The organism is Streptosporangium roseum DSM 43021, assembly GCF_000024865.1.
Lineage (GTDB): Bacteria > Actinomycetota > Actinomycetes > Streptosporangiales > Streptosporangiaceae > Streptosporangium > Streptosporangium roseum.
In genome coordinates this window covers 7,821,324-7,835,586 of record NC_013595.1, presented here as the reverse complement: position 1 = coordinate 7,835,586, position 14,263 = coordinate 7,821,324, and the positions used below count along the sequence as shown (strand labels likewise).

Genomic DNA, 14,263 nt, shown 5'->3' with positions numbered 1-14,263 from the left:
CGCCATCTAGGCAAACAGTGATCCCGCACGGACCATGGCGATCGTGGGGAGTCAGCGCAAGGTCCGTGAGCCGTCATGGTGAGCGGTCCCGGCGGGCAGGACTCCGCTCAGGTCCCGTCCCCGCTGGACCCCGATAATCCGCGCGAATGGTGCGCCGTGGCCGCCGCCTGCCTGAGCCGTGACCAGCCGGAGGCCGCGCTGGACGCCGCGCGCCAGGCGGTGGAGCGTGACCCCCTGGCCGAGTCCGGGGCCGACTGGGGGTATCGCCTCGCCAGCCTCGCCTTCGAACGGCTCGGCCGCGACGCGGAGGCCGTGGCCGCCGCCGAGGAGGCCGTACGGCTGGTGCCCGGGTCCTGGGCCGCGAGACTGCGCCTCGGCGCGGCCCTGCGCCGGGTGCCGGGACGCTGGCGGGAGTCGCGGGTCCAGGCGGCCAGGGCCGTCCGCTACGCACCCGAGGAGCCCGACCCGCACGTCCTCCTCGGCGACCTCGCGCTGCTGCGCGGTGAGCACCGCCGCGCCGGGGCCGCCTACCGCGACGCGCTGCGCCGCCTGGACGGCCACCCCGGCGCCAGGATCAACCTCGGCCTGGCCTTCCTGCGCTGGGAACGCCCCCGGGGCCATCACGACCCCGCCTGGCCGGTCGACCCCCGCGAGACCGGCCGCGCCCGGAGGGCCATGGAGGTGTGGTCGCGGCAGGTCCGCGTCCTGCTGGCCGTATCGCTCGCCGCGGTCGCCACGGTGGCGTTCGGCCCAGGCCTGGTCACCGAGGCCAGGCTCGGCGGCGCGGTGGTGCCGGCCGCCGTTCTGGCGATCACGCTCAGGCAGGCCCATCGGGTCAGGCTCTGGCCCTACGTCCCCGGCATGCTCGCCCGCGACCCGTGGCTCGGCATGTCCGTCTCGATCACCCTGATCGCCGTCGCCGCCTATGTGGCGGCGATCGCCACCCTTCCCCGGACGGCTCCCCCGCTCGTCTTCGACCCGGCGGTGGAACCGGCGGACGGCGTGTGGGCGGCCCTCGCCGGTCTGGTCCTCCTCAACGGCGTGGTCGTGATCGTCCTGCGCGTGCTGATCGAGGCGTGGCGGGGCCGGCCGGTCAGGGCACTGGCCGAGTTCGCCGCGGTCCACGAGGACCGTACGGCCCGGCGGGACATCGACGTGACCCTCTGGCTGGTGGCGGGCCGCGCGTGGTCGGTGCTGGCCGTGGTCGCCGGGGCCGCCCTGTTCCTGGACGAGCCGGGGTGGGCCCTCGCCGCGCCGGCCGTCCCGCTCGCGCTCGGCTGGGTGTACGCCAGGGGAGGGCTGGCCCCCTGCCTCCGCCAGGTGCTCGCCACGGACCGGCTGCTCAAGGTGGCGCTGGCCCTGCTGCCGGCCGCCTCCCTGGCGCTCGGCCTGGCGGCGGCCGTGCCGGCGCTGGGGCTTCCCGAAACGGTGGGCGCCTGGTCCCTGCGGGCCGGGATCGGGGCGCTGGCCGCGCTGGTGGCGGTGTCCGCCACGCGGTCGGCGGAGGCATGGTGGCGGGGCGCGCCGGGGCCGTGGCGGGCATCCCTGATCATGTGTGAGAGCTGCGGCCCCCGGCTGCCGGGTGACGCCGGGCCTCCGGTGGGGCTCAGCGGGGAGGTGCGCCGGGCCTTCACCTACGCCCGCGGGGTGGTGCTCGCCTACGCCGACCCGACCGGGCCGCGCGCGCTGGCCGTCGGCTCGGTCAGCTCGGTCGGCCCGGGCGGCGAGCTCCGCCTGATCGCCGCCGACGACGCGTGGAGGGCGGCCGAACACGACCCGAGGGTGGCGGTGTTCGTGGCCGACCCGCTGGACCGCCGGTTCTGGGCAGAAGTGCGCGGCATCGCGATCGGCGACACCGAGGCCGCCGTGCTCCGGATCACCCCCAAACACGTCCTGGTCGGCGAGTATCCCGGCCGCCACCAGGGCCGCGTCCGCCCCGGCTGAGCGGCCGGGGAGCCCGCGGCGCGCCCCGTCCGGCCGTCGGCGTCCTTCCCGGCCGGTGACATTCCCCTGGCCTGCGCCCGGCGGCCGGCGCCGCGGGCCGTACGGGCACGCCGCCGCCGGAGCGCCGGAGCGGAGGGCCCGGAGAGGCGCGGGAACGCGGCGGAGGGAGGGGGTGTTTCCCGTGGCGGGACATACGGCCGGAATTTGACGCCCGGATCGTAGGGTTCATCCGCCCTCATCCCTTTATCTGATCGTGTCGTGCGGCGGCGTGGCGCGTTGCTCAGGCATGCGCAAACCTCTTCTCGGTGCGGTATAACCGGGGTCGGACCGGGGAGGCGTGATGCGGGAACCCGACAGGGCCCGGCCGACGGGGCGCGCGGCGGCACGGGATGTGTTCGAACAAGTCAGGCTGGGTTATTTCCGGCTTTCGCCGCTCCTGCGCAGGCTGATCTACGCCGCGCTGCTCATCGGAGCGGTCGGGCTGGCGCTGGGCATGGGCTGGTCGCCGCTCAACGCGTTCCTCGTCACGCTCACCCTGCTCGCTTTCGCCGCGCTGACCCTGCGCTTCCCCCGGGCCGCCGCCACCCTCGTCGTGGTGGCCGCCTGGGTGCTGCTCCTGCCCGTCTTCCAGAGCCTGTACGGCACGCAGTCGTCCTCCTCGGCGGCGTTGACGCTCCTGGCCGTCCCGGTGGCGGGGCTCGCGCACCTCATCCGCTGGGTCCCTCCGTGGCTGACCACGCTCATGGCCCTGGTCCCGGCCGCGGTGGTGGCCCTCGCGCTCGCCGCGGTGTCGCCGGGCGCCGCCCTGTGGGCCGCGTACGGCGTGGCCGCCGCGGTGCTGGTCTACCGCTTCGTCCAGGCCCGCCAGGCCAGGGCCGCGCTGGCGGGGACCGAGCAGCCGGCCCGGCTCCGGGTCCGCGAGGGCGGGCACCCCGTCTCCGCGTCCGGCGAGCAGGCCGCGCCGCCGCCGATCTCGGTGGAGGAGGCCCTCGGCGAGCTCGACAGCATGATCGGCCTGGCTCCGGTGAAGGAGCAGGTGCGCTCCATCGCCGCCTCGATCGAGGCGTCCCGGCTCCGCAAGGAGGCCGGATACTCCACCGAGCCGCCGATGCGCCACTTCGTGTTCGTCGGCCCCCCGGGCACCGGCAAGACCAGCGTGGCCAGGACCGTGGCGAAGATCTTCTACGCGTTCGGCCTGCTGGAGACCCCCTACGTGGTGGAGGCCCAGCGCGCCGACCTCGTCGGGGAGTTTCTCGGTGCCACCGCGATCAAGACCAACGAGCTGGTGGACCGGGCGCTGGGCGGGGTGCTGTTCGTCGACGAGGCCTACAGCCTGATCAACTCGGGCGACGGCCAGCCCGACCGCTTCGGCGCCGAGGCGGTGCAGACGCTGCTCAAGCGGGCCGAGGACGACCGCGACCGCCTGATCATCATCCTGGCCGGCTACGAGAAGGAGATGACCTCCTTCCTGTCCTCCAACCCCGGCCTGTCCAGCCGGTTCGCCGGCCGGGTCCGCTTCCCCAGCTACGCGCCGGAGGAGCTGCTCCAGATCACCGAGCTGCTGCAGCGGCGGCGCGGCGACCGGATGGCCGGGGACGCCGGCCCCGCGCTGCTCGCCCGTTTCGAGGACGTGCACCGGCGCACGATCGTCGACGAGCTGGGCAACGCCCGGTTCGTGCGCAGCCTCGTGGAGGCCGCGGCCCAGGCCCGGGACGTGCGGGTGGTGGGCGCGGGCGGCTCGCCCACCACTGAGGACCTGGTGACCACCTCCGCGCACGACGTCGCCAAGGCCTTCGACGAGCTCACCGCCCGCTTCCGGGGCTACCAGGCCACGCCCAGCCTGGAAGAAGCGCTCGCCGACCTGGACCGGATGGCCGGTCTGGAGCCGGTCAAGAGACAGGTGCACGCGATCACCGCGCAGCTCAGGGTGGCCAGGATGCGCCAGGAGCGAGGGCTGCCGACCCCGGCGCAGATGCGGCACTTCGTCTTCGCCGGGCCGCCGGGCACCGGCAAGACCACGGTGGCCCGCATCCTGGGCCGCATCTTCGCCGCGCTGGGACTGCTCGCCCAGCCCGACGTGGTGGAGGCCCAGCGCGCCGATCTGGTCGGCCAGCATCTCGGTGCCACCGCGATCAAGACCAACGAGCTGGTGGACCGGGCGCTGGGCGGGGTGCTGTTCGTGGACGAGGCCTACAGCCTGATCAACACCGGCTACGCCGGGGGCGACGCCTTCGGAGCCGAGGCCGTGCAGACGCTGCTCAAGCGGGCCGAGGACGACCGCGCCCGGCTGGTGATCATCCTGGCCGGATACGAGCGCGAGATGGACGGGTTCCTGGCGACCAACCCCGGTTTGGCCAGCAGGTTCAGCCAGCGCGTGCAGTTCCCCTCCTACCAGCCGGGCGAGCTCGCAGAGATCGCCGAGCTGCTCGCCGAGCGGTCGGGCGACCGGTTCGACGAGGCCGCCCGCCGGGATCTGGCCGAGGTCTTCACCTGGGTCTGCGACGAGGGCCTGATCGACGGCCTCGGCAACGGCCGGTTCGCCCGCTCGCTGTTCGAGCGTGCCGCGATGCGCCGCGACGTGCGCCTGGCCGCCCTGGGCGGCGGCACCGCCAGCGCCGCCGACCTGACCACGATCACCAGCGCCGACCTGCGCGCCGCCGTGGACGAGCTCGCCGGACGCTGACCCGCGCGCCGTCGCGGACGAGCTCGCCGGACGGTGATCCCCCGCGGCCCGTCGTGGACGGATCCGTCCCGTGGTGACCTGCGGCCCGTCGCGGACGGGCCCGCCGTGCGGCACCCGCGCGGCACCCGCGCGCTCATGACGCGAGGGCGGCGAACACGGCCCTTGACTGAGATCGCACCCCCGATTGAGAACTCTCTGTAGTTGAGTGGACGCAACATGTAGCAGGATGGCCACCGACAGCAGGGACCGCGGAAGGGGAGGCGATGGCGGGATTCCTTCTTCGCCGGCTGCTCAACTACCTGGTGCTGATCGTCGTGGCCACGAGCCTGGCCTACATGCTGGCGGCCAGCGCGCTCAACCCCCGGTCCAACTACGAGGGCCGCAACCCGCCGATCCCGCAGGCGGTCATCGACGCGCGCCTCACCGAGCTCAACCTGAACGACAGGACGCCGCTGTTCGAGCGCTATCTGACCTGGGCGGGCGACGTCGTCCACGGAGACTTCGGCAAGACGGTGGCCGGCGGCTCGGTCGGCCAGGACCTGGGGCGGCGGGCCGGTGTCACCCTGCGCCTGATCACCATAGGGCTGATCCTGGGCAGCGTCACCGGCGTGTTCGTCGGCGCCTACGCGGCGGTCAAGCAGTACGGCGTGTTCGACCGGCTGTCGACCGGCGCCTCCTTCGTCGTCCTCGCGGTCCCCACGGTCGTGCTGGCCAACATCCTGATCATCACCGGGGTCTGGTTCAACGAGCTGGTCGGCGCGCAGGTCTTCCTGGTCAGCGGTGAGGCCACCCCCGGGCTGCGGGGAGGCTTCCCCACCCAGGTGGTGGACCGGGTCCAGCACCTGATCCTGCCCACCCTGTCGCTCTCGCTGGGGCTGATCGCCGTCTACAGCCGCTACCAGCGCAACATGATGCTCGACGTGCTCGGCGCCGACTTCATCCGTACGGCCATGGCCAAGGGGTTGCGCCGCCGTACCGCGCTGACCAGGCACGCGTTGCGCACCGCGCTGATCCCGGCGGTCACCTACTTCGCCTTCACCTTCGGCTCGCTGCTGGTCGGCACCACCTTCACCGAGAAGATCTTCGGCTGGCACGGCATGGGCGAGCAGCTCGTCAACTCCATCTCCACCAACGACGTCAACACCGTGGCCGCGATCAGTTGCTTCGCGGCCTTCGCGGTCCTGGCGGCCTCGCTGGCCTCCGACGTCCTCCATGCCGTCCTCGATCCCCGGGTCCGGGTGGGGTGAGCGAGAAGATGACCATCTCCGACGAGGAACTCGCCGAGCAGAGGGCGGGCATCGACAGGATCAAGGCGCCTTCGCGGCTCCGGGTGGTGGCCGGCCGCTTCTCGCGCTCGGTCCAGGGCCGGATCGGGTTCGCGCTGTTGGTCCTGATGTTCCTGCTGGCCTTCGCCGGGCCCTACCTCGGCAGGTGGAGCTACACCGACAAGGACTTCATGGCCTTCCTGCAGCCGCCCTCCGCCGAGCACTGGTGGGGCACCCTGCAGACCGGCGCGGACGTCTACGCGGTCACGCTGCGCGGCATGCAGAAGTCGCTGATCGTGGGCCTGCTCGCGGCGGTGATCGGCACCACGCTGGCGGCCGTGGTCGGCGCCTTCGCCGGATACTTCATGGGCTGGGCCGACAGATCGCTGACCTGGCTCACCGACCTGTTGCTGGTGCTCCCGGCCTTCCTGATCCTGGCGATCATGTCGCCGCTCTTCGCCGAGGGCCAGTGGCCGCTGTTCGTGCTCGTCCTGGCGCTGTTCCTCTGGATGGTCACCTCGAAGATCGTCCGGAGCATGACCATCTCGCTGAAGGAGCGTGAGTTCATCCAGGCCGCCAGGTTCATGGGCGTGTCGCCGGTGCGGATCATCTTCCGGCACGTCATCCCGAACATGTCCTCGCTGCTGGCCGTGGACGCCACGCTGAACGTCAGCGCCGCGATCCTCACCGAGACCTCCCTGTCCTACTTCGGCTTCGGCATCCAGCCGCCCGACGTCTCGCTGGGCAGCCTCATCGCCGACGGCGCCAAGACGGCCGTCTACGCCCCGTGGACGTTCTGGTTCTGCGCCGGCCTGCTGATCGTCACCGTGCTCGCGGTGAACCTCGTCGGTGACTCCCTGCGCGACGCCTTCGACCCCACCGCGAAGCGAGGAGGACAATGAGAGAGTGTGACGAACGCCAGGTGGGTGCGGGAGCCAGGCCCGGCGCGAGCGGCCGGGCGGACCTGGCCGACCCGGTCCTCGAGGTGACCGACCTCAACGTCACCTTCGGATCCGGCCGTGACGCGGTGCGCGTCGTCCGGGGGGTGAGCTACGCGGTCCGCCCGGGCGAGGTGCTCGGCATCGTCGGAGAGTCGGGGGCCGGCAAGTCGGTCACCTCGCTGGCGGTGATGGGCCTGCTCCCGCCGCACGCCCACGTCACCGGCTCGGTCCGGCTGCGGGGCCAGGAGATCCTCGGGGCGACGGAGAAGACGCTCACCGCGTTCCGGGGCAAAACGATCTCGATGGTCTTCCAGGATCCGCTCTCCGCGCTCACCCCGGTCTACCGGGTGGGCGACCAGATCGCCGAGGCCGTGCGGATCCACCAGAAGGTCACCGGGCAGCAGGCCGCGAGGCGGGCCGTCGAGCTGCTCGACCTGGTCGGCATCCCCAACGCCGCGCAGCGCGCCAAGGCGTTCCCGCACGAGTTCTCCGGCGGCATGCGCCAGCGCGCGGTGATCGCGATGGCGATCGCCAACGACCCCGACGTGATCCTCTGCGACGAGCCGACCACCGCGCTCGACGTCACCATCCAGGCCCAGGTGCTGGAGGTGCTGAAGAGGGCGCAGCGGGAGACCGGCGCGGCGATCGTCCTGATCACCCACGACCTGGGGGTGGTGGCCGGGTCCGTCGACCGGGTCCTGGTCATGTACGCCGGGCGGCCCGTCGAGGTCGGCTCGGTGGACGACGTCTACTACCGCATGCGCATGCCGTACACCATGGGCCTGCTCGCCTCCATCCCGCGGCTGGACCGGGACGGCGGGCAACCGCTCGTCCCGATCGAGGGGAACCCGCCGTCGCCGTCGGCGCTGCCACCCGGCTGCCCCTTCGAACCGCGCTGCCCGATAGCCGTCCCGGCCTGCGCCGAGGCGGAGCCGGCGCTGGAGCCGGTGGGCTCGCCCGGCCACCTGGCCGCCTGCATCCGCGCGGGCGAGATCGACGCCGAGGGCTGGACGCCCGCCCAGATCTACCGCGCCGGGACCGGCGGCCCTGAGGAGCACGGGCCGGGGATGCCCCCGGTCCACCTGCGGCCGGCACGGCTGCCGCGCGACGAACGCGACGTGGTCCTGGCGGTGAAGGACCTGACCAAGCACCACCCCCTGATGAAGGGGGCGCTCTTCAGGCGGCGGGTCGGCACCGTCCACGCGGTGGACGGCATCAGCTTCGACATCCGCAGGATGGAGACGCTCGGCCTGGTCGGCGAGTCGGGCTGCGGCAAGACGACCACGCTGATGGAGATCCTGGAGCTGACCAGGCCGCAGCACGGCACGATCGTGGTGCTGGGACACGACACGGCCACGCTGAACGCCCGCGACCGGATGGCGATCCGCCGGGACATGCAGGTCGTCTTCCAGGACCCGCTGGCCTCGCTGGACCCGAGGATGACCGTCTACGACATCGTCGCCGAGCCGCTGCGCACGCACGGGATCCGGGACCCGGGACCGAGGGTCCGGGAGCTGATCCGCCTGGTCGGCCTGGACGCCGGCCACGCCGCCCGCTACCCGCAGGACTTCTCCGGCGGCCAGCGCCAGCGCGTCGGCATCGCCCGGGCGCTCGCGCTGGAGCCCCGGCTGCTCGTGCTGGACGAGCCGGTCTCGGCGCTCGACGTGTCCATCCAGGCAGGCGTGATCAACCTGCTGGAGGACCTCAAGGACCGGCTGGGCCTGTCATACCTGTTCGTGGCGCACGATCTGGCCGTGGTCCGGCACATCGCCGACCGGGTCGCAGTCATGTATCTCGGGAAGATCGCCGAGATCGGCCAGGTCGGCCAGGTCTACGACACCCCGATGCACCCCTACACCCAGGCGCTGCTGTCGGCGATCCCGCTGCCCGACCCCGAGAAGGAACGTTCCAGGAGACGCATCCTGCTCGAAGGCGACCTGCCCAGCCCGGCCGACCCTCCCTCCGGCTGCCGCTTCCGCACCCGCTGTCCCAAGTTCAAGACCCTCGACGAGACCGACCGGACGCGGTGCGTCGAGGAGGAGCCCCGGGTCCGCCGGCTCGGGGAGGACCACGGCGTCTCATGTCACTTCGCCGAGAAGCTCGACGTCGTCTGACCCGCTCGACGTCGTACACCCCAGGAGGAACCGTGATATCAATCCGGCGCGTGGGCGCGTTCGCCGCCGCCCTGAGCGTGGCCGGCTCGTTGGCGCTGGCCGGCTGCGGCAGCCAGGGCGGGAGCGGCGGAGGCAGCCGGAGCGGCACGGGAGGGGAGCCGTCAGCCGGTTCCGCCTCGGCGGTCAAGGCCTACGACATCAACCCGGTCCCCCGGGACAGGGTCCGCGAGGGAGGCCAGCTCCGCTGGGGGCTCAACGAGTATCCGACCAACTGGAACCTCAACCACGTCGACGGCAACCTGGCGATGGTCAAGAAGGTCATCGACGCGCTCATGCCCTCCGCCTTCCGCTCCGACGAGAAGGGGGAGATCTCGGCGAACACCGACTACCTGTCGGAAGGGGTGATCACGGCCCGCAAGCCCAAGCAGGTCGTCAGGCTGACCCTCAACCGGAGTGCCCGGTGGTCCGACGGAAAGCCGATCACCTGGGAGGACTACAGGGCCCAGTGGCAGGCGATGAGCGGTAAGAACGGCGACTACCGCGTCGCGGGCACCACCGGCTACCAGGACATCGAGAGCGTGGCGAAGGGCAAGGACGACCACGAGGTCGTCGTCACCTTCGCCAAGCCCTTCGGCGACTGGCAGTCGCTGTTCGGGCCGCTCTATCCCAAGGCGACCAACGCCACCCCCGACGGGTTCAACAACGGATGGCTGAACAAGATCCCGGTGACCGCGGGCCCGTTCAAGTTCGTCTCGTTCGACCAGACGGCCAAGACCGTCACCATCGTCAGGGACGACGCCTGGTGGGGGGACAGGGCCAAGCTGGACCAGATCATCTACCGGGCGCTGGAGAGCGACGCGCTGGTCGGCGCCTTCAGCAACGGTGAGCTCGACACCTTCGACGTCGGCCCGTCCGCGCCCGACTACGCGCGGGCCAAGAGCACCCAGGGCGCCATCGTGCGGCAGGCGGCCGGCCCCGACTTCCGGCACATCACGATGAACGGCGAGAGCGCCGTGCTCTCCGACGTCAACGTCCGCCGGGCCGTCGCGATGGCCATCAACCGCCAGGCCATCGCCCAGTCCGACCTGCAGGGCCTGGACTGGCCGATCGTCCTGCTGAACAACCACTTCTTCATGAACACCCAGGAGGGCTACCAGGACAACGCGGGCGAGGTCGGCGTCCACAACGTCGAACGGGCCGCGCAGCTGCTGGACGCCGCCGGGTGGCGGCTGGAGGGGCAGACCCGCAAGAAGGACGGCAGGGAGCTGGCCCTGCGGTTCGTGATGCCGTCCGGCCTGCAGCTCACCAAGTCCGAGGCGGAGATCACCCAGAGCATGCTGGCCCAGGTCGGCGTCAAGGTCACCCTCCACGCGGTGCCCAGTGACGACTACTTCACCAGATACATCATCCCCGGCAACTACGACATCACCGCCTTCGCCTACGTGGGCACGCCCTTCCCCGTCTCCAGCGGCTACGGCCAGTACGCCGACGCCACCAAGGATTCCAAGGGCCGGCTGCAGTGGAACGCCAACCTCGGCCGCATCGGCTCCCCGCAGATCGACGCCGCCATGAACAAGGCGACCGCCGACCTCGACGGAGCCCAGGCCATCGCCGACACCAACGCCGCGGACAAGCTGATCTGGGAGGCGGTCAACGTGGTGACCCTCTACCAGCGCCCGCAGAACGTCGCGGTCAAGAACACCCTCGCCAACTACGGCGCCCGCGGCTTCTACGACCTGAGATACCAGGACATCGGCTTCACGGGCTGACGCCCTCGCCGTCCGGTGGGGGCAGGCCTTCCGTCGGGGCGGTGGTGTAGAAGACAGTCCATGACGATTTCAGTGACCTGGCCCCAGGTGCTCGCATGGCGGTTGAAGCGCCAGTTCATTGATCCGGCGACCGGCCCTGACGCGGTGTCGGTCGTCCGGCGGCTCACCGGGGTCCAGGCCCAGGTGGCCTCCTCGGCGGAGCTGGCGGTGGCCGTACGGCACGCGGGCCCGCGCCCCGGCGAGATCGACGCGGCCCTGTGGCAGGAGCGCACCCTGGTCAAGACCTGGACGGCGCGCGGCACCCTGCACCTGGTCCCCGTCGACGAGCTGCCCTCCTACACCGCGGTCCTGGGCGCCTTCCGAAACTGGGACAAGGGGTCCTGGCAGCGCGGTCACGGCGTCACCGCCGCCGAGGTCGCCGCCATCCTCGACGCGGTCCCCAAGGCGCTCGACGGCCGCACCCTCACCCGGGAGGAGCTGGTGGAGGGGGTCATCGAGGTCACCGGCGACGCCCATCTGAAGGAGGCGCTCACCTCCGGCTGGGGCGCCCTGCTCAAGCCGCTGAGCTTCCTCGGCGAGCTCTGCTACGGCCCGCCGCGCGACGGCCGCGTGACCTTCGTCAGCCCCCGAGACTGGGTGCCCGGCTGGCCGGCCGAGCCGCTGTCGGCGGAGGAGGGCGGCCTGCGCCTGGTCCGGTCCTTCCTCGGCGCCCACGGCCCCGGCACACCGGAGACCTTCGACACCTGGCTCTACCGGGGCGCCGCCCGCAAGGCGATCCTGCGCGGCTGGTTCCGCGACCTCGCCCCCGAGCTGGCGGAGGTCGAGGTGGAGGGCCGGCCGATGGTCCTGCTCGCCGAGCACCTCGACGACCTGGCCACGACCACGCCCTCCACCGGAGTCCATCTGCTGCCCGGCTTCGACCAGTACATCCTCGCCGCCCCCCGCGACCTCGAACCGCTCCTGCCCAAGGAGGCCAGGCCCAAGGTGAGCCGGGCCGCCGGCTGGATCTCCCCCGTCGTGGTCCACCGGGGCAGGGTGGCCGGGGTCTGGGAGGCGAAGAACGGCGAGATCGCCTTCGACCTCCTGGAAGACGTCCCCGCCGACGCCCTGGCCGCAGAGGCCCGGCGGGTCGCCGCGCTCCTGCCCTAGAGCGACGCCTCGGATCCCCGGCCGAGGCGGAAGCGGACCCGGTCCCCGGGGCGGAGCTGAGCGGCTCCGGCGAGGTCCGCCGAGACGAGGACGGCGATGACCGGGTAGCCGCCCGTCGGCGGATGGTCGGCGAGAAACACGATCGGCAGGCCGTCCGGCGGCACCTGGAGAGCTCCGGCGACCATGCCCTCGCTGGGCAGTTCCCCGTCGCGGGCGCGCTCCAGGCGGGCGCCCTCCAGCCGCACGCCGACCCGGTTGCTGTCCTGGCTCACCCGGTACGGCTCGGCGCACAGGGCCGCCAGCGCGCCGGGGACGAACCAGTCGTCGCGGGGGCCCGGCAGGATCCGCAGCACCTCCGGCGGGGCCGCGGTGGGCGGCGCCGCGTCCACGGTGATGGGGGACAGGGCGCCGGTCGGGCCGACGGGCAGGACGGTGCCGGGACGGAGCGGGGGAGGGCCGAGGCCGGAGAGCGAGTCGGTCGAGCGGCTTCCCATGACGAGGGGCGTGTCGAGACCGCCCCGGACCGCGACATAGGTCCGCAGGCCGACCGGAGGCGTCCCGACCCGGAGCTCGCCTCCCGCCGGGACCCAGACGGGCGCGTACGGTCCCACGGTCCTGGTCCGAGGACCCGGCCCGCCCGGCGGAAGGCCCTCCCGCCCCGCGCCGCCCGGCAGCCCGGCGTCCGGGAGCTCGCCGATCCGCAGCCCGGTGCTCGGCAGCCCGGTGGCCGGGGGCCCGGCGGTCCGGAGCTCGACGGGGCAGGGGGCTCCGGTGACGGCGGCCCAGGCTCCGGAGGTGAACCGCAGGCAGGCCCCGCCGAAGGTCAGCTCGATCCCGGCGGCATCCTCCGGATTGCCGACCAGGCGGTTGGCCAGCCGCAGGCTCGGCGCGTCGGCGGCACCGGACCGGGGAACGCCGAGATGGCCGTAGCCGGGCCGGCCGAGATCCTGCACGGTGGCGTACGGCCCCGGCACGAGCACCTCGATCACGGGACGGTCCGGAGAGGAGGGGTCATCCCGTGACCGCCCGGAAGCGCACCCGCGTGCCCGGCGTCAGGACGGCGGGCGGGTCGGCGGTCACGTCCCACACCGCCATGAGGGAGCGGCCGAGCAGCCGCCAGCCCCCCGGCGAGGCCGAGGGATAGACCGCCGAGTAGGGGCCGGCGATCGCCACGGCGCCGGCGGGCACCGCGGTCCGGGGGGTGGAGAGCCGGGGCACGTGCAGCGCCGGGTCCAGCCCGGTGAGGTAGGCGAACCCCGGCGCGAAGCCGAGCCAGCCCACCACGAGCTCCCTCCGGGTGTGCCGCTCGACCACCTCCTCGGTGGACAGCCCGCTCAGGGCGGCCACGTCGTCCAGGTCGGCGCCGTCGTAGACCACCGGAACCGTCACGGCCCTCCCGGCCGCGGAGGCGCCGGTGCCCGCGTCGCGTGCCGTACCCAGCAGGTGGGAGAGCCGGGAGCGGAGCCCGGACAGGTCGGCACCCGGCGCGGTGACCAGGACGGTCTCCGGGCCGGGCACGATCTCGACCACCCCGGCCGGGCGGTCGGCCCGCAGGAGGGCGTCCAGCCGGTGGGAGATCTCCAGCGACCCGGTCTCCACCAGCAGCGAGTCTTCCCCGGCCCGGCGGATCCAGGACGTCAAGTGAAGGCCTTCAGGGTCACCCCGGCGGCGATCAGGGCGTCGCGGACGGCCCGCGCCAGCAGCACGGCGTCCGGGGTGTCGCCGTGCACGCAGATCGATCGCGCGTCCACCGGGACCTCGGAGCCGTCCACCGCGGTCACCGTGCGGGCGGTCGCCATGCGCACGGCCCGGGCCGCGACCGCGGCGGGGTCGTGCAGCACCGCGCCGGGGGAGCGGCGGGGGAGCAGGGTCCCCGCGGGGGTGTAGGCGCGGTCGGCGAAGGCCTCCGTGACGGTGGCGACGCCCTCCCGGGCGGCGATCTCGTGGACGGCCGAACCGGGCAGGGTGAGCAGCGGCAGGTCGCGGTCGTAGTCGGCCACCGCCTCCACGACCGCGTCGGCCTGCTCGGGGTCGCGGCAGATCCGGTTGTAGAGCGCGCCGTGCGGCTTGACGTAGGAGACCCGGCCGCCCATCGCCCTGGCGATCCCGTCCACCGCCGCGAGCTGGTACAGCACCTCGGCGCAGAGCTCCTCCGGATCCACCTCCATCTCGCGCCGACCGAATCCGGCCAGGTCCCGGTAGGACACCTGGGCGCCGATCATCACCCCCCGGTCCACCGCGGCCGCGCAGGTGCGGCGGATGGTCAGCGGGTCGCCCGCGTGGAACCCGCAGGCGATGTTCGCGCTGGTCACAATGTCGAGCAGGGCCATGTCGTCGCCCAGCCGCCAGATGCCGAAGCCCTCACCGAGGTCGGCGTTGAGGTCGATCACCATGGCTC

General features: G+C 72.9%; 10 protein-coding genes. 7 read left to right on the top strand and 3 right to left on the bottom strand.

Annotated features, from left to right (window positions below; all coding sequences use genetic code 11):
• Positions 1 to 75: 75 nt before the first annotated feature.
• The 7 genes from SROS_RS34235 to SROS_RS34205 all read left to right on the top strand — a co-directional run bounded on the left by SROS_RS34235 (position 76) and on the right by SROS_RS34205 (position 11,865).
• The gene (locus tag SROS_RS34235) at positions 76 to 1,944 is read left to right on the top strand and encodes a tetratricopeptide repeat protein (protein WP_012893528.1); all 1,869 of its coding nucleotides are present in this window, start codon (positions 76 to 78) and stop codon (positions 1,942 to 1,944) included.
• Positions 1,945 to 2,284: 340 nt separating this feature from the next.
• Complete coding sequence (locus SROS_RS34230) at positions 2,285 to 4,627, top strand: AAA family ATPase (protein WP_012893527.1); 2,343 nt, start codon at positions 2,285 to 2,287, stop codon at positions 4,625 to 4,627.
• A 263-nt stretch (positions 4,628 to 4,890) separates the two neighbouring features.
• Positions 4,891 to 5,874, top strand: coding sequence for an ABC transporter permease (locus SROS_RS34225; RefSeq protein WP_012893526.1), 984 nt, complete (start codon positions 4,891 to 4,893; stop codon positions 5,872 to 5,874).
• Between the two features lie 8 nt (positions 5,875 to 5,882).
• Positions 5,883 to 6,794, top strand: a complete 912-nt coding sequence (locus tag SROS_RS34220) for an ABC transporter permease (RefSeq protein ID WP_012893525.1) — start codon at positions 5,883 to 5,885, stop codon at positions 6,792 to 6,794.
• A complete protein-coding gene (locus SROS_RS34215; protein ID WP_012893524.1) occupies positions 6,791 to 8,947 on the top strand; it encodes a dipeptide ABC transporter ATP-binding protein in 2,157 nt (718 codons plus the stop codon). The genes SROS_RS34220 and SROS_RS34215 overlap by 4 nt, the downstream gene beginning before the upstream one ends.
• A 32-nt stretch (positions 8,948 to 8,979) precedes the next feature.
• The gene (locus SROS_RS34210; RefSeq protein WP_012893523.1) at positions 8,980 to 10,716 is read left to right on the top strand and encodes an ABC transporter family substrate-binding protein; all 1,737 of its coding nucleotides are present in this window, start codon (positions 8,980 to 8,982) and stop codon (positions 10,714 to 10,716) included.
• Positions 10,717 to 10,776: 60 nt separating this feature from the next.
• A complete protein-coding gene (locus SROS_RS34205) occupies positions 10,777 to 11,865 on the top strand; it encodes a winged helix DNA-binding domain-containing protein (protein ID WP_012893522.1) in 1,089 nt (362 codons plus the stop codon).
• Here SROS_RS34205 and SROS_RS34200 read toward each other — a convergent pair.
• Genes SROS_RS34200 through SROS_RS34190 form a run of 3 tightly spaced genes read right to left on the bottom strand, consistent with a single transcriptional unit; the run spans position 11,862 to position 14,258 of the window.
• The gene (locus SROS_RS34200; RefSeq protein WP_043653508.1) at positions 11,862 to 12,854 is read right to left on the bottom strand and encodes a 5-oxoprolinase subunit C family protein; all 993 of its coding nucleotides are present in this window, start codon (positions 12,852 to 12,854) and stop codon (positions 11,862 to 11,864) included. The genes SROS_RS34205 and SROS_RS34200 overlap by 4 nt on opposite strands.
• A 22-nt stretch (positions 12,855 to 12,876) precedes the next feature.
• Complete coding sequence (locus tag SROS_RS34195; protein WP_012893520.1) at positions 12,877 to 13,506, bottom strand: 5-oxoprolinase subunit B family protein; 630 nt, start codon at positions 13,504 to 13,506, stop codon at positions 12,877 to 12,879.
• Positions 13,503 to 14,258, bottom strand: coding sequence for a LamB/YcsF family protein (locus tag SROS_RS34190; RefSeq protein ID WP_012893519.1), 756 nt, complete (start codon positions 14,256 to 14,258; stop codon positions 13,503 to 13,505). The genes SROS_RS34195 and SROS_RS34190 overlap by 4 nt, the downstream gene beginning before the upstream one ends.
• Positions 14,259 to 14,263 lie beyond the last annotated feature (5 nt).